The 14,896-nt window shown below is 69.1% G+C and carries 14 protein-coding genes; 10 read left to right on the top strand and 4 right to left on the bottom strand.

Annotated features, from left to right (window positions below):
• Window positions 1-270: 270 nt before the first annotated feature.
• The 3 genes from IPN03_02020 to IPN03_02010 all read left to right on the top strand — a co-directional run bounded on the left by IPN03_02020 (window position 271) and on the right by IPN03_02010 (window position 6,092).
• On the top strand, window positions 271-2,391 hold the full coding sequence (locus IPN03_02020) for a FecR domain-containing protein (GenBank protein ID MBK9372532.1): 2,121 nt from the start codon (window positions 271-273) through the stop codon (window positions 2,389-2,391).
• Window positions 2,392-2,438: 47 nt separating this feature from the next.
• Complete coding sequence (locus IPN03_02015; protein ID MBK9372531.1) at window positions 2,439-5,285, top strand: cation-translocating P-type ATPase; 2,847 nt, start codon at window positions 2,439-2,441, stop codon at window positions 5,283-5,285.
• Between the two features lie 117 nt (window positions 5,286-5,402).
• Entirely contained in the window at window positions 5,403-6,092 is a 690-nt protein-coding gene (locus IPN03_02010; GenBank protein ID MBK9372530.1) for a hypothetical protein, read from the top strand.
• A gap of 50 nt (window positions 6,093-6,142) precedes the next feature.
• On the opposite strand, the gene IPN03_02005 is transcribed toward IPN03_02010, so the two are convergent.
• Window positions 6,143-6,499: a PRC-barrel domain-containing protein gene (locus IPN03_02005; protein MBK9372529.1), complete on the bottom strand. Its 357-nt coding sequence runs from the start codon at window positions 6,497-6,499 to the stop codon at window positions 6,143-6,145.
• 268 nt (window positions 6,500-6,767) lie between these two features.
• Here IPN03_02005 and IPN03_02000 point away from each other — a divergent pair, with 268 nt between their 5' ends.
• From IPN03_02000 to IPN03_01985, 4 genes are all read left to right on the top strand, one after another.
• Window positions 6,768-7,172 (top strand): phage holin family protein, encoded by a 405-nt coding sequence (locus tag IPN03_02000; GenBank protein ID MBK9372528.1) that lies wholly within the window; start codon window positions 6,768-6,770, stop codon window positions 7,170-7,172.
• Window positions 7,148-7,513: a hypothetical protein gene (locus IPN03_01995; GenBank protein ID MBK9372527.1), complete on the top strand. Its 366-nt coding sequence runs from the start codon at window positions 7,148-7,150 to the stop codon at window positions 7,511-7,513. The genes IPN03_02000 and IPN03_01995 overlap by 25 nt, the downstream gene beginning before the upstream one ends.
• Entirely contained in the window at window positions 7,514-7,732 is a 219-nt protein-coding gene (locus tag IPN03_01990) for a hypothetical protein (protein MBK9372526.1), read from the top strand. It begins immediately after the preceding gene.
• A 79-nt stretch (window positions 7,733-7,811) separates the two neighbouring features.
• Entirely contained in the window at window positions 7,812-8,366 is a 555-nt protein-coding gene (locus IPN03_01985) for a BON domain-containing protein (protein ID MBK9372525.1), read from the top strand.
• Window positions 8,367-8,543: 177 nt separating this feature from the next.
• Here IPN03_01985 and IPN03_01980 read toward each other — a convergent pair whose 3' ends face one another.
• Together IPN03_01980 and IPN03_01975 are read right to left on the bottom strand one after the other, a co-directional pair.
• The gene (locus IPN03_01980; GenBank protein ID MBK9372524.1) at window positions 8,544-9,926 is read right to left on the bottom strand and encodes an IPTL-CTERM sorting domain-containing protein; all 1,383 of its coding nucleotides are present in this window, start codon (window positions 9,924-9,926) and stop codon (window positions 8,544-8,546) included.
• Window positions 9,927-10,240: 314 nt separating this feature from the next.
• The gene (locus IPN03_01975; protein MBK9372523.1) at window positions 10,241-11,131 is read right to left on the bottom strand and encodes a GGDEF domain-containing protein; all 891 of its coding nucleotides are present in this window, start codon (window positions 11,129-11,131) and stop codon (window positions 10,241-10,243) included.
• A 534-nt stretch (window positions 11,132-11,665) separates the two neighbouring features.
• On the opposite strand from IPN03_01975, the gene IPN03_01970 reads away from it, so the two are divergent.
• From IPN03_01970 to IPN03_01960, 3 genes are read left to right on the top strand one after another with little or no spacing between them, the layout of a single operon-like run.
• Window positions 11,666-12,361 carry a hypothetical protein gene (locus IPN03_01970; GenBank protein ID MBK9372522.1) on the top strand — a complete coding sequence of 232 codons (696 nt, stop codon included), beginning with the start codon at window positions 11,666-11,668 and terminating at the stop codon, window positions 12,359-12,361.
• Window positions 12,362-12,376: 15 nt separating this feature from the next.
• Complete coding sequence (locus IPN03_01965) at window positions 12,377-12,985, top strand: class D sortase (protein MBK9372521.1); 609 nt, start codon at window positions 12,377-12,379, stop codon at window positions 12,983-12,985.
• Window positions 12,986-12,998: 13 nt separating this feature from the next.
• Complete coding sequence (locus IPN03_01960) at window positions 12,999-14,240, top strand: AI-2E family transporter (protein ID MBK9372520.1); 1,242 nt, start codon at window positions 12,999-13,001, stop codon at window positions 14,238-14,240.
• Between the two features lie 43 nt (window positions 14,241-14,283).
• On the opposite strand, the gene IPN03_01955 is transcribed toward IPN03_01960, so the two are convergent.
• Window positions 14,284-14,718 carry a YXWGXW repeat-containing protein gene (locus IPN03_01955; GenBank protein MBK9372519.1) on the bottom strand — a complete coding sequence of 145 codons (435 nt, stop codon included), beginning with the start codon at window positions 14,716-14,718 and terminating at the stop codon, window positions 14,284-14,286.
• Window positions 14,719-14,896: the final 178 nt, after the last annotated feature.

Here is a 14,896-nt window from a genome sequence, read left to right as displayed (position 1 = left end):
ACGGAGGCCCGCCGCAGCCGGACCAGTTCTGCCCGGAAGGAAGCGCAAGCCGAGTGCCACCTCCCCGGCGGCGACGGAGGGCGATTTCGCGGGGAGCTGCCGGGTGAGAGCGGGGGGAGAATGGCGAAAGTGGAAACGAGTTCAATTCCCGTTGAAAGGAGTACAGGGCGCCAGCCAGGGATCTCCGCGTCCCGCGGATGGTCCGGGCGGCGTACCGGCCTCTCAATGGGACGGCACGACCCTCGCAAGGGGGCTCGCGATGGAGGGAATATGAAACTCCGACCTGGTCTCCGAACCCTGCTCGTACTTGCGGCCGTCCTTCTCACGTTCCCACCCGCGGCGGCCCAACGTGACGACGACCAGTACGACGACGGAATCCGCCAGTCCGTGGCCCGCGTGTCGTACTTCGAGGGTGAAGTGTCGTTCAATCGCGGCGATGCGCCGGACGACTGGCAGCCCGCCACCGTCAACTACCCGATGACGCTCGGCGACCGGATCTGGACCGGGCGGAACGGGCGGATGGAGCTCCAGCTGCGCGGCGCGACGGTCTACCTCGCGGCCCAGACCGAGCTGGCGGCGCTCGACCTGGCGCGAGACGTCCGCCAGCTTTCCCTCAGCCTCGGGACGGCGTCCATCCGGATCAACCGCCTCGATCGGGACGAGATCTTCGAGGTGGCCACTCCGAACGTATCGGTGACCTTCGAGCGGCCCGGCAGCTACCGCGTCCAGGTCGACGAAGACGGCAACAGCCGCGTCTCGGTCTTCCAGGGCCGGGCCTGGGCAGCCGCCGCCGGGGGCCAGATCGACCTGGACCGCGGCGACCAGATCCGCGTCTGGGGCATCGACCGTCCCGACTACGACCTCGTCCGCATCGGCCGCACGGACAGCTGGGATCGCTGGGTAGAGCAGCGCGCCCGGCGGTATCGCTCGGTCGGCTCGGTGTCGTACGTCCACCCCGACATCTACGGCATCAACGATCTCGATGCGTATGGCTCCTGGGAGAACCACGCCCAGTACGGTTCCGTCTGGTACCCGAGGGGAATGGCCGCCGGCTGGGAGCCGTACCGGGCCGGACGCTGGATCTGGCGTGACCCGTGGGGCTGGACGTGGCTTTCCTCGGAGCCCTGGGGCTGGGCGCCCTACCACTACGGCCGTTGGGCCGTCGTCCGGGGCCGCTGGGGCTGGGTTCCGGTCGGCCCTGGCAACCAGTACCCCGGGTACTCGCCGGCCGTCGTCGGCTTCGTCGGCGGAGGCGGGGGAGGCGTGTCCTTCTCCATCTCGATCGGCGGGTTCGTCGGCTGGTTCCCTCTCGGTCCGCGCGAGCCGTTCGACCCGTGGTGGCACCGCTCGCGTTCGAACGTCAACGTGGCGGGATTCAACTACGCCTACCGCAACCGGGTGACCGTCGTCTCCCGCGACGTCTTCGTCGCGAGCGGAAGGGTCGACCGGGCCTTCGTGAGCGACGCGAGAGTCCTGCGCGACGTCTCGAGGGCACCCCTCGTACGCGGCCCGATCCCGGTCATCCCGACCCGCGAGTCGATCCGCGTCAGCGCGGTCTCCGTCCAGGGGCGTGCCTCGATCCAGCCGCCGCAGAGGATCGCCCAGCGTGAGGTCGTCACCCGGACGGCCCCGCCGCCGGCGCCGCCGTCCTTCGACCGCAAGCTCGAAGTCATCCGGGAAAGGGGAGGCGAGCCCGTCCCCGCCGACGTCTCGCGCCGCCTCTCGGTCGAACAGAACCGTGGAGAGACGCGCAGCCAGCCGGTCCGGCCGGCCGCCCGCGCGGAAGTCCAGCTGGCCCCCCGCGGCGACGTGAAGGCTTCGCGCCAGCCGCAGCCGCTGCCGCCCTCCTCGACCCGGGTCCCGGCGACGCCCGAGCGTTCGCCGCTCGGACGCGACGAGACCCCTCAGCCGCGGGTGTGGGAGCCCCGGCCGGAAACCCAGCCGCAGCCCGCGCCCCCGACCGCGGCGCCGCGTCGTGGCAACGGTCAGGGTGCGCCTCCGACGCGAGATCGTGCGCCGGCGCCCGAGCCCGAGCTGACGAGGGAAGCGCCGCCGATGCGTGCCGCTACGCCGATGCGGCCGCCGGAAAGGGCCGTCGATCGGCCCGCTCCTCCTCCGACGCCAGCGGCGGCGAGGCCGCCCGCGACGGAGACCCGGCGCGAGTGGACCGATTCGCAGCCGGCCCCTGCACGGTCCGACAGGGCCGAGCCGCAGAAGGCCGAGCCGCAGAAAGCCGAGCCGCAGAAAGCCGAACCGCAAAAGACGGAGCCGCGGAGGGCCCAGCCGCAGAGGACCGAGCCCCAGAAGAACGAACCGCAGAAGAACGAACAGAATCAGGTCCAACCGAGTAAGCGCCAGGCGAGGCCCTCACCCACCCCGACGCCGGTCTGATCACGACGGCGAAAAGGTGAAGAAGAACGACTGATGGCCTGACGCCGATGGGCTCTGCCCTGGAAGCCCCGGACCCCCGGCGGAACGATTCCGTGCCGCCGGGGGTTGCGGCGTCCGAAGAGCCTTCGCCCGACGCCTCGCGCCGGAGTGCCGAGGACGTGCTGAAGCGTCATGCGAGTGACGGCGTCGCGGGCCTCGGCGCTGCCGAGGCGGCAGAACGCCTGGAAGAGCACGGACCAAACGAGCTGACCGAGCGGGCCGGTCGCAGCCGGCTCGCCATCCTGCGCGAGCAGCTCTTCAACGTCATGACCTTCATTCTCCTCGCCGCCGCGGCCCTCTCGGCGGTGCTCGGAGACTGGATCGAGGCCGTGGTCATCCTCGTCATCGTGGTCCTCAACGCGGTCCTGGGCTACACCCAGGAACACCGCGCCGAGCGGTCGATGGCCGCGCTCGCGCGGATGTCGGTTCCCACGGTGAAGGTGCGGCGCGAGGGGCGGGTGCTGGAGATCTCTTCGCGCGAGCTGGTGCCGGGCGACGTCGTTCTCCTGGAGACGGGGAACGTCGTGCCGGCCGACGCGCGCGTCCTGTCCAGCGTCAACCTGCGGGCGCAGGAGTCGGCGCTCACGGGCGAGTCCGAGGCGGTGGAGAAGGACGGCGCGCTCGTCTTCACGTCCGAGAAGCCGCTCGCCGAGCGCCGCAACATGGTCTACGCGGGGACCGTCGTCACCTATGGACGCGGTGAAGCCGTCGTGACGGCGACCGGAATGGCCACCCAGCTGGGGAAGATCGCCGGCCTGATCCAGTCCGTGGTGAAGGAGAAGACCCCGCTCCAGAAGAGGCTCGATCGCCTGGGCCGGGGGCTGGCCATCGCGGCGGGCGTCCTCGTCGCGGTCGTCTTCCTCCTCGGCATCCGGACGGCCGGGACGCGGGAGGAGGTCTTGCAGGTTCTCCTCACCGCCGTCAGCCTCGCCGTCGCGGCCATTCCGGAAGCGATGACCGCGGTCGTCACCATCGCCCTCTCCCTCGGGGCGCAGCGCATGCTCCGGCGCAAGGCGCTGATCCGAAAGCTCCCGGCCGTGGAGACCCTCGGCTCCGTGAGCGTCATCTGCTCGGACAAGACCGGCACCCTGACCCAGAACCGGATGACGGTCACGGCGATCGACATCGCCAACCGGCGGATCGACCTCGTCCAGAGGGAGGACGGCGGGCATCTCACCCTGAAGCGTGCCGGCTCGGCCGAGGAGGCGGGCGCGCACGTCTCGGCTCTCGACCTCCTCCTCGTCGGGGGCGCGCTGTGCAACGACGCCGTCCTCGCGCCGGACGGGGATCCCGCCGCGGGCTTCCACGCCGTGGGCGACCCGACCGAGAGCGCGCTCGTCCTGGCGGCCGCGGAGTACGGCGCGAGGAAGGACGACCTCGACGGGGCCCTGCCCAGGGTGGCCGAGCTTCCATTCGACTCCGTCCGCAAGCGGATGACGACGGTTCACCGGATGCCCGTGGCGGATGCCCAGGTGCCCGCCGTCCTCGGGCCGCTCTGGGCGCGGCGCAGCCAGGACGTCGCGACGCCCGACTTCCTCGCCGTCACGAAGGGCGCCGTCGACGGGCTGCTCGAGGTGACGCGGTCCGTCTGGGTGGACGGCGCGCTCGTGCCGCTCGACGACGACCGGCGTCGCGGCGTGATGAAGGCGCACGACGACCTCGCGGCGAAGGGAATGCGCATCCTGGGTGTGGCCGTTCGCCCGGTCGATCACGTCCCGACCGGTCCGGAGCTGTCCGGCCTCGAGACCGACCTCATCCTCGTCGGGCTCTTCGGACTGCTCGACCCGGCCCGGCCCGAGGTCACCGAGGCGGTGGCCCGCTGCCGGGAGGCGGGCATCCGCACGGTCATGATCACCGGCGACCATCCGCTGACGGCCGGCCACATCGCCAGGCAGGTCGGGATCACCGAGAGCGATGAGTTCCTGACCGGGCAGGACCTCGACGGGCTGCAGGACGAAGAGCTGCGCGAGAGCGTCCACCGTGTCTCCGTCTTCGCCCGCGTCGCGCCCGAGCACAAGATCCGGCTCGTCTCGAGCCTCCAGGAGCAGGGCCTGGTCGTCGCCATGACGGGCGACGGCGTCAACGACGCGCCCGCGCTCCGAAAGGCCGACATCGGAGTGGCGATGGGGATCACGGGAACCGACGTCGCCAGGGACGCGGCCGAGATGGTCCTCCTCGACGACAATTTCGCCACGATCGTGGCGGCCGTGGAGGAAGGCCGGAAGATCTACGACAACATCCGGAAGTTCATCAAGTACCTCCTGAGCTGCAACGCCAGCGAGATCGCTGTGATGCTCCTGGGGCCTCTCCTCGGCATGCCTCTGCCGCTCCTGCCGCTCCAGATCCTCTGGATGAACCTCGTAACCGACGGGCTGCCGGCCCTGGCGCTGGGCGTGGAACCGGCCGAGAAGAGCATCATGAAGCGGCCTCCCACCTCGTCGGAGGAGAGCATCTTCGGTCGCGGCCTCGTGGCGTTCGTCGCCGTGATGGGCGTCGTGATGAGCCTGATCTCGCTCGGCATCGGCCTCTGGGCGTTCCGCAGCGGCGACCCGGCCTGGCAGACGCTCCTCTTCACGACCCTGATCTTTTCGCAGGTGATCCTGGCGCTGGAGGTCCGGTCCGAGCGGACCTCGCTCTTCCGCCTCGGGCTCTTCACGAACCCGCTGATGGTCGGCGCGTTCGTATCGACGATCGGCCTCCAGGTGGCGGTCGTCTACGTGCCGTTCCTCCAGAAGGTCTTCAAGACCGCCCCCCTCGGCGCGCGGGACCTGCTCATCGCCTTCGGATCCGGCCTCACGATCCTCGTCGTCGTCGAAGTCTGGAAGCTGGCTCTTCGACGGATGGCTGCGCGCTGATCCCGGGCCCTCCGCGGCGCTGGCAGCGGGATTGCGGTACCCGGTCCGAGCGCGCGACGCAACGCAGCGGTCACGTGCCGATGCGGATTCTCCAGGGGCGAAGGGTGGGCTGAAGACATGAGCAGCGCAGGGGATCTGGGCCGCACCCACGAGTCGACCTTCGGAACGGTCGCGATCGCGCCACGGGGAGAGACCCGGCCGCGCCCGGGCGTCGGGACGGGCCGGGTCGTCCTCAGGGTCGCGGGCGTCTCCGGGGGCGCCTCCTACGACCGCGGCGGCGACCCGGACGGTTGGCGACCGGCGTCCCTCGGCCTGTCGGTGGCGACCGGCGATCGTCTCTACGCCGGAAGAGGGGCGCGGCTCGGGCTCCACTCCGCGGGTCTCGAGATCCACCTGGAGGCCGGGGCGGGGCTCGAGGCGGTCGAGCTCACGCACGAGGTCAAGCGCTTCTACGTCTGGGGCGGGGAGGCCTCGTTCCTGGTCGGGCGGCTCCTGCCCGAGGAGTCGTTCGGGGTCGACACCCCGAACGCCTCGCTGACGGTCGAGCGTGCCGGGGAATACCGGATCGAGGTCGGCAGGGCAGATGACACGCGTGTCGTCGTCGGCGAGGGCTCCGCATGGGTGTCGGCCGCGGGCGTCGCGATGCCGCTCGGCGCAGGCGACGTCGTGAGGGTCGCCGGCATCCGGTGTCCCGTTCACGACGCATCGACCGATCCGAGCCCCGAGTTCCGGGAGTTCCAGGTCGCTCGGATCGCGAGCCAGACCCGGGATCGCGTTCTTCTCTTCCGCCCCCGCCAGTGCCACTGAGAGGGCAGGAAGGGCAAGAGGTGGCGCATGCGCCGCCTCTTGCCGGTTCCTCACATCCAGTAGGGCTGGACGTCGTAGAAGCCGTAGATCCTCTCCCCCCAGGCCCGGTCGGTCATGTCGGGCCAGGCGCCCTTGTCGAAGCCGGGCGCGCTCTCGAGGCGCTCCTTCGAGATGTCGAGGGTGAACGTGTGAGTGACGGTGTCGAGAGTCATCGCCTTGTAGGGAATGGCGAACAGCTTGTCGCCGATCCCGAGCACCCCTCCGAACGAGAGGACGCAGTAGCCGATCCGCCCGGTCTCGAGCTCGATCATGAACTCCTCGATGGTGCCGAGACTCTCGCCGGCGAGGTTCTTGACGGCGTTTCCCTTGAGCGTCGACGCGGTGAGGAGCTTGGGTCGAACTTCCATCAGAGTGGTCGTCATGAGGGTCTCCTTCCTCTTTGCGGCCGGCGAGCACGGCCGCCCGTGCCGAGCCCTGCGCAATCGGGATGCCACGATGAGAGGGGCCGCACGGGGGCTCGTCGCGTTTTGCAGACCGTTCCGGCTGCGTTGAAAGGACTACATCCTCGCCCGCTTCCCCCGCTCGAGGTCGTGGCGCGGCGGATCGGGATCCCGGCGCGAGGCGTGGGATGGAGCGGGTCCCCCGCGCTGGCACCCCTCTTGCGCTTCAAAGGTGGTGAGTGAGACGCGATCGGGTTCCGATCTGCCGAGAGAGGTACCGCTGGCAGAGCTTCTGGACAGGCTCGCCGAGCGTGGGACGGACCTCGCCGCGACCCGGTTCCTCATGGCGCGCACGGAGCTGGCGCAGGACCTCGAAGTCCGCTTCCGCCGCATCGCCTTAGTCGCCGGGGCGATGCTGCTGGTCGTTTTCGGTCTTCAGTTTCTCGTGGTCTCGGGCTTCCTGGCCCTCGCGACGGTGCTCGCCGGATGGCTGGCCGCGCTCGTCGTCTCGGCCGCCGCCCTGATCGCGGGGGCGGCCCTCCTGCTGGCCGCGCGCTCTTGGGTGAGCGCGCCGTTCCTCAAGAAGACCCTCGAGGCGCTCAGGGAGGATCTGCGATGGATCAGAACCCTCCTGAAGTGACGAAGCGGCCCGGCAGCCGGGCCGAAGAGCTCGATCGGATGGCCCGGCGAGGCGACGGCCTCAGGACCGCCATCGGATGGGACGTCCTGGACGCCAGGACCCGGGCCCGGAACGCATTCGATCTCCGTCGGCAGATCGCGAGGCACCCCTTCGTCGCCGCGGCGATCGTCATCGGCGGCGTGCTGGTCGCCACGGGGATCGGGCGGTCGCTCCTGCGCGGTGTCCGGTCGTCCTTTGGACCGACGCGCCGGGCGGGTTTGCAGAAAGCGAGAACACGCCCTCGCGGCGGAACCGGGCGCGGGCCCGGCACGCGCGAGGCAGATCCGAAAGGAGGAATGTGAATGAACGGAATCAAGGGTGTCGCGATCATCCTTCTCGTGGCGGGCGCGCTCGCGCTCGTCTACGGAGGCTTCACGTACACGAAGAAGACCCACAAGGCCGAGCTCGGCCCGCTCTCGTTCTCGATCAAGGACAAGGAAACCGTCAACGTGCCGGTCTGGGCCGGCATCGCAGCAGTAGTGGCCGGCGGGGTTCTGCTCTTCGTCAACACGAAGAAGTAGCCGCGCCCGAATCCGCGCCGGAGTTCCCCATGGCGCACGAACCCGCGGCCCCGGGGGCCGCTCGAAAGGAATGACCACAATGACGAAATCCCATCTCAGATTCCTCGTACCCGGCCTCCTCGCCGCGGCCTCGATCGCGATGACCGTGGGGTGCGCCTCCTCGATGACGACCAAGGACACGCGGCAGGCGGACTCGGCCATCACGTCTGCCGTCGAGAAGACGCTCAGCAACAGCGAGAAGGTGAAAGGGCGCCAGGTGGAAGTCCAGACACGGGAGGGCGTCGTCTACCTGACCGGCGTCGTGGACACGGAAGAGGCGCGGCGCGAGGCCGGACGGATCTCCTGGCGCACGGCGGACGTGAACGGCGTCGTGAACGACCTGACGGTCGGCGAGAGGACGGTCGGCAGCTGGACCGACGACGTCATGATCAGCTCGCAGGTCAAGTCGAAGCTCATCGCAAACTCCGAGATCAAGGCCGGGGACATCGACGTGAGCTCCTCGCAGTCGGTCGTGACCCTCATCGGGCGGGTCAGCTCGTCGACGATCAAGAGCGACGCCGAGCGCATCGCGCGCGGCACCAAGGGCGTCAAGGACGTGAACAACGAGCTCACGGTCGGCACCGGGAAACTCTAGACACCGGATAGGAACAGAAAGGGCCCGGGACGCGGGCTCGTGCGGCGGCGGGGATTCCCGGATCGGGACCCCGCCGCCGCGTTTCTGTTTCCGGGCGACCTCGAAGGAGAGAAGCCCTGCCGGCCGGAGTTGGCGGGCAGGGCTTCGACGGAAGCGGGGTCGTGTCGTCGGGTCAGGTCAGGCGGCTCTCCTCAGGTACCAGGTCGAGACCAGCCCCGTGAGCGCCATCAGGATGAGCAGGCCCCAGGTGGAGAGCGTCGGTACGCCCGTGGCGCGGTCGACGAAGACCGTGTAGTCCCGGGTTCCGGGGCAGCCGTTCGCGTCGACCGCCGTGATCGTGAAGTTGAACGAACCGGTCGCCGTCGGGGTGCCCGACAGGCTGGCCGTCGGGGTCGCCGTGAGCGGGCTGAGCAGGAGGCCCGGCGGAAGGGCACCGGCCGACACGCTGTAGACGTAGGGCGAGGCGCCGCCTGTCGCCGAGATCGTCTGGGCATAGAGAACGCCGAGGACCGGGTTGGGGAGCGTGGCGGGGAGGACGGTGACCGTCGGGCAGCCGGCCGGAGCGACCACGACCGAGTAGGCCTGGCTCACCTCGCAGCCGTTCGCGTCGGTGGCCGTGATGGTGAAGGAGTAGGAGCCGGGGGTGGTCGGCGTGCCGGTCAGATTGACGGTCTTGACCGCGAGGACCGAATCGAGCCCGAGGCCCGGGGGCAGCGCGCCAGCCGTTACGGTATAGACGTACGTGTCGGGGGTGCTGCCGCTGGCGGTGATCGGTTGGCTATAGAGAGTGCCCACGACCGGGTTGGGAAGGGTGGCCGGAAGGATCGTCAGAGGCGGACAGGCGAGCCGGGCGCAGCCGCTGATCGAGTTGCCCCCGGAGCCCGACATCGTCACCGCCCCCGTCGCCCCGGTTCCTGCAATGGCTCGTCCCGTCACGTTGGCGCCGGAGCCGATGGTGATGCTGGCATCCGCGAAGACGTTTCCACGAAAGCTGGTGCCGAGGAGGCTCGCGGAGGTGCCCACCCTCCAGTACACGTTGCAGGGGTCTGCCGTACCGACGATGTTGGAGCCGGTGTTGGCGGTGAGCGAGGTATCCACCTGGAAGATGAAGACCCCTCCACCGTTGAGAGTGAGGGTTCCGTTGTTCGCCAGGTCCGCCGCTCCTCCCGTGAAGGAGTAGATGCCCGAGGTCAGCGCCTGTCCGTTCAGCTGGGCGGGGAGCACCGTGCCGGGTCCCTGAAGCGCCAGGAAGTTGTAGGCGGCGATGGCGTCGGAGTGAGCCTGCTGCACGGTCGCGTTGCTCGTGGTGTGCAGGGTGAAGGGAGGGGCCACGCTCGACGGCGGGAAGTTCGTAATCGTGGGGGTCGGATAGGAACCGACATCTCCCGTGACCACGGTGCCCGTGCCGGTGGAGCCGGTCACTCCCGAGTTGCCCAGGACCGAAAACTGCTGAACGACTCCCAACGGCGGCGCGGTCTGGGCCGCCGCCGGCGAGCCTCCGCCAAGAAGCACGGCGATTCCCGCTGTGGCCAGAAGACTCAGGCCCTTCGTCTTTAACATCTGCGGCTCCTCCTCGATCTCTGCAAGAACTCGTATTCGGTTAGGGCCAGCCGGCCTTCATCCGTTCTGGCGACAAAGGCCCTGGAAGCCCTCTGCCCGCGACAGTCGCTCATCCGAGAGCTCCCGGTTCCCACGACACGATTGACGGAGAACCCTCGAGCTTCCTGACGATTCCCTGGAAAGGTTGATCCCGTGGTCTCGGCGACGTCATTGCGAGTCGCAGGCCCGGAGGGCTTCCGGGAATGCCGTCGCCCGGGCCACGATGTCGCGCCCCCGTCGAAGCCCGTCCCTCGGGGCTTCCCGATCGATCCGGGCTAGCCCGCTGGTCGCTCACCAGTCTCCCGGAACAGCACGACCCTCGTCTCCGTTCTCTTGGCTTCGTACATAGCGATATCGGCGTTCCTGATGAGTACGTCAGCGGTCGCGCCGCCTTGTGGAAACACGGCGATGCCGATGCTGAGCTCCATGACCAGGGTCACTTCGTCGAAGGTGCAGGCCTCGGAGATCCGCTCGCACAAGTGCTTCGCGAGGCGAACCACGGCGTCATCCTGCTGGACCTCCATCAGGAGACACACGAATTCGTCGCCTCCCCAGCGACAGATGATGTCTTCATCGCGAAAGAACGACCTGAGACGCGCCGCCATCGTCACCAGCACCCGGTCTCCCAGGCCGTGACCATGGGTGTCGTTGATGGTCTTGAAATCGTCGATGTCGATGAAGAGGACGGCGAGTCTCCAGCCGTGCCGTGTCGCCTGGATCAAACCGTGTTCGAGACCCTGCTCGAAGGACGCACGATTCGGGAGGCCGGTGAGCGTGTCGCTCAGCGCTGCTTCCTGCGCTGCTTTCCCTCTCGCTTCGGCGTTCAGGAGCTCGTAGCGCGTCTCGGCCAGGTCGGTCCTCACGCTGGCGAGCTCGGATTCGATGACGACGCGCTCGGCCATCTCATGGGCGAGCGTGACGTTGACCAGCTTCAGATCGTCTGCGGCCTTCGAAACCCCACGCTCGGCATCTTCGTTCCGGGTGAGGGCCTGCCGCATGACGTGGGGAGGAATCACGTCCTGTTTCAGAGCGTCGTTGACCAGCGTGAGGTCGCTGGCAGCCTTCTCGACGGACGCCTTGATCTTCTCGTTCTCGACGAGGACGTGCTCGATCGAGGCCCTCCTGGCGGGGGCGTGTCGCTTCAGGTCCCTGGGTTTCGGTGTCATGCGCATCTCGCTGTGTCGAGGGTGGTCCGAGGCGGGCTTCGCCACGGGATGGCTGGGCCGCCAGTCGCTTCTCCGTGTTTCCTCCGGTGTGGTCGCGGCATCGAGTCCACGCCTTCCGCCTTTCCGATGCAGCCTCGAATCCCGTGCAAGGCACGGGCTCGTCCGCACCGTGCCTCCGGGTTGCGGCGCACGTTGCGTGCCAACGTCGCTCGTTGCCTCGGATCGGCGGCGGCCCGCCCCTTCGACGTCGGCGGGAACGATCGTGGCACCGGGCCGGGAACGATTTTCAAAACGGATGGGAGGATTTCCACGCCGCGCGAACGGAGGACGCTCCACAGCCGAGCCGCGTCCCCCGAGGAAGCGCTCCCACGCTGGCAGCGGACTTGCGCTGGCATGTCCGTACAGACCGGGCAGATCCGTCACGTTCCGGGATCGCGGTCGACCCGGCGACCGTCATCGATACACCGGCGGCCGGACCGTCTCCGGTCCCCCCAACGTCTCTCCTCTTACAGAGGAAGAAGAAGAGGTCTCGAAATGAAGAAGCTGATGTCCTGCCTCGCCCTGGGCGCGTGCGCAATGCTCCTCGCGGTGGCGACCGCTCCCGCCGCCTTCGCTCAGAGCGATCCGCAGCAAGGGACGTTTACCCTGACGGAACCGCTCGACGTCGGGACCGTCACCCTGCAGCCGGGCACCTATCTCATCAGGGTCGTCCTGATCGACTCCAACCGCGACATGCTCCAGGTGACGACGACCGACCGGTCGAAGGTCTTCGTGACGGTCCTCTCCAGGCCGCACGTGATCCTGGACGACGAGGTCATGCCTGAGAGCCGCTACGTCGTGTGGGCGACAACCCCCGGCCAGCCCCGGGCACTGAAGACGTGGTTCTCCGGCGACCGGACGACCGGTCACGACATCGTCTACCCGCAGGGTCGCGCCATCGAGCTCGCGGCCGCGGCGAAGGAGTCGGTGATCGCGATTCCGGACGCCGTGACGGAGACGGAATACAAGACGGCCCCCCTCCTCGTCGTGACCCCGGACCGGACCGTGAAGCCGTACGACGCGATGGCCGCCCAGACCCCGAGGAAGCCCGCTCCCGTCGCGGTTGCCGAAGCGCGTCCCTCCGAGCAGCTGCCGAAGACGGCCAGCCGCATTCCTCTCTTCGCCGGGCTGGGTCTGCTGTCGCTCGTCGGGGCCTTCGGCCTCCGCGCTCTCGCTATCCGGGCGGCGTGACGGGGAGATAGGACCGTGCTGTGGCTTCGCCGAGGCGAGATCGCGCTCTGCGTGATCGGTTTCTCGCTCCTCGGCGGAGCCGCCGCGGCGACCGTTCGGTCCCGGGTCTACCAGGCGCGCCAGGGGCGCGCCTTTTCCGATCTGGACGGGCGCATCGCGACGGCGGCCGGCCCGGCTCCGGCTTCTGTCCTCGTCTCTTCCGTGGAGACGAGGACGGCGCCCGGCCTCGATCCACTCGTCCTCGGCCGGATCGAGATCCCCCGGATCGGCGTTTCGGCCATCGTGCGGGAGGGGGACGACGACGCGACCCTGTCCGTGGCGGTGGGACGCGTCCCCGGCACGGCCCGTCCGGGCGAGCGAGGGAACATGGCTCTCGCCGGCCACCGGGATTCGTTCTTCCGGGAGCTCCGGCACATCCGGGTCGACGACGTCATCCGGTTCCGGACCCCCGGACGGGAATACGAGTACCGCGTGGACGCGACGGAGGTCGTCGAACCGGAGGAGCTGAGGGTCCTCGCTCCCTCCGCAGCCCCCGTCCTGACTCTCGTGACCTGCTATCCGTTCGGCTACGTGGGAAGCGCACCGAACCGTTTCATCGTGCGAGCCTCCCGGCTCACCGACTGAACGGAGGGCGGCCATGCTCGAAGCGGGAGTGACGGGCGCATCAGTCGATCCGGACCGTCCCGTGCGGTTCGAGGTGACGCCGAAGTCCGTGGGGGCCCTCATCCTGGTCGCCGCCGGCCTCTGGCTGCTGATAAGGCTCTGGCCCGTTCTCCTCGCTCTCGTCGCCGCTCTCGTCGTCGCCGGAACGTTGAGCCCGGCCGTGCGCTGGCTCGAGGAGAAGCGGGTCGCACGTGGCCTGGGCATCGCGATCGCCTTCACGGTCTTCTTCGTCCTCGCGGTTCTCGTCGCAGCCCTGACGATCCCGACGCTCGTGGCGCAGGCCACCGGCCTCATCGAGCACGAGCCCGCGCTGCGCGCGCAGCTCGCGGGTCACCTGGAGGCCTCCCGCCTCACCGCCCCGCTCGCGACCTGGCTTCGGGGCCTCCCGCCCGACGCCCTGACGAGCGCCGTCGGAGCGAGGGCCCTGGCCTTCTCGATGCGGGCCTTCGAGGTCGTCGCGTACGGGCTGAGCGCCCTCTTCCTGGCGCTCTACATCATGGTGGACCGCGATCGCCTTCGGGGAGGGCTCTTCGCCGTCGTTCCCCGTTCGCGTCACATACGCCTTTCCCGCATCGTCATGAACCTCGAGACGATCGTCGGCTCGTACATCCGCGGGCAGATGATCACGTCGCTCCTGATGTCGGTCTTCACGTTCGTCCTCCTGAAGGCCTGCGGCGTGGAGAACGCCCTGGCCCTCGCGGTGTTCGCCGGCCTCGCGGACGTCCTGCCGTACATCGGACCCCTCCTCTCCGTCGGGCCGGCCGTCCTCGCGGCCTTTCCGCGGGGGCCCGTGATCGTCGTCGTCGTCCTCGTCGCCATGTCCGCGTACGAGGAGTTCGAGAGCCGCGTGCTGATTCCCCGCATCTACGGCCGGGCGCTGCGCCTTCCCTCGTCCGTCGTCCTCTTCGCGCTCCTGGCGGGAGGCACTCTGATGGGCATCCTCGGTGCTCTCCTGGCCCTTCCCGTCGCGGCCACGGTGATGATGCTCGTCGAGGAGCTCCGGGTGGACCTGCCCGGCGAGCAGGAGAGGCCCGCGGACACGAGCCTCCGGGAGGGCGACGAGCGCGCCGAGGAAGAGTACGAGCGCCGGACGCACGGCGTCGGCGCAAGGCAGGCCGCCGGCATCGCCGCCGAGATCTCGCAGGACCGCCGAAGGGAAGACCGCCACCCGGAAGAAAGCGCGGAACTGAGCTGGTCGAGCGAGTTCGCCGACTGACGGCCGTGGGGACCGGAAGGCGCGCGGGGCGGGTCGTCGAACGTCAGTCGCGGTCGTGGTCGTGTCCGTTCGCGCGTCCCCGGTTCCGGTCGTTCTTCGACTTCCACTCGCGGTAGTCGTTTCCTTCGAAAACGCGCTGGTGCGACCAGTGGGCCGGCTCGTAGCGCCAGGCATTCCCCTGCCGGGCATAACGCGCTTTCACCCAGCGGTTGCTGCTGTGGTTCGGGCGCTCCCAGCGTCCCGGCATCCAGGCCCAGTCGTTGACCTGCCAGTCCCACGAGCCGGCGAGCCAGACATAGTCGCGGCCCGGGCGGTGAGGCCTCCTTTCACTCCGCATCCTCGGTGGCGCCCGGTGGCCGACGCGGACCTCGAGGCTGGGAAGCGGGATGTCGAACCGGAAGTGCACCTGGGCCGATGCGGGCATCGACGACAGGAGAAAGAAGGACATTGCGGCGATGGACTTACCGAGGACTTTCAACTGCAAATACCTCGATTGGTACATGCGCAAGAGGCGTGCCGTGTCCGACCGTCCTCCAGCCGATCGGATCGAAGGGGACGATGAGGTGATGGCAGGGGACTTGCGCTCTCGAGGGGGGTCGTTTCGTCGAGGCGGGGCGGCCGCACCGGCGGGCGACGGGCACGGGCCGGGGACGGGC

Source organism: Holophagales bacterium (genome assembly GCA_016719485.1).
Lineage (GTDB): Bacteria > Acidobacteriota > Thermoanaerobaculia > UBA5066 > UBA5066 > UBA5066.
The sequence above is the reverse complement of the archived record's forward strand: the minus strand, read 5'-3'. Positions and strand labels throughout refer to the sequence as shown.

Bases quoted from the DNA above. Each gene is read 5' to 3' on its own strand.
- IPN03_02020 (MBK9372532.1), top strand. From the start codon at position 271: ATGAAACTCCGACCTGGTCTCCGAACCCTGCTCGTACTTGCGGCCGTC.
- IPN03_02015 (MBK9372531.1), top strand. From the start codon at position 2,439: ATGGGCTCTGCCCTGGAAGCCCCGGACCCCCGGCGGAACGATTCCGTG.
- IPN03_02010 (MBK9372530.1), top strand. From the start codon at position 5,403: ATGAGCAGCGCAGGGGATCTGGGCCGCACCCACGAGTCGACCTTCGGA.
- IPN03_02005 (MBK9372529.1), bottom strand. From the start codon at position 6,499: ATGGAAGTTCGACCCAAGCTCCTCACCGCGTCGACGCTCAAGGGAAAC.
- IPN03_01995 (MBK9372527.1), top strand. From the start codon at position 7,148: ATGGATCAGAACCCTCCTGAAGTGACGAAGCGGCCCGGCAGCCGGGCC.
- IPN03_01990 (MBK9372526.1), top strand. From the start codon at position 7,514: ATGAACGGAATCAAGGGTGTCGCGATCATCCTTCTCGTGGCGGGCGCG.
- IPN03_01985 (MBK9372525.1), top strand. From the start codon at position 7,812: ATGACGAAATCCCATCTCAGATTCCTCGTACCCGGCCTCCTCGCCGCG.
- IPN03_01980 (MBK9372524.1), bottom strand. From the start codon at position 9,926: ATGTTAAAGACGAAGGGCCTGAGTCTTCTGGCCACAGCGGGAATCGCC.
- IPN03_01975 (MBK9372523.1), bottom strand. From the start codon at position 11,131: ATGACACCGAAACCCAGGGACCTGAAGCGACACGCCCCCGCCAGGAGG.
- IPN03_01970 (MBK9372522.1), top strand. From the start codon at position 11,666: ATGAAGAAGCTGATGTCCTGCCTCGCCCTGGGCGCGTGCGCAATGCTC.
- IPN03_01960 (MBK9372520.1), top strand. From the start codon at position 12,999: ATGCTCGAAGCGGGAGTGACGGGCGCATCAGTCGATCCGGACCGTCCC.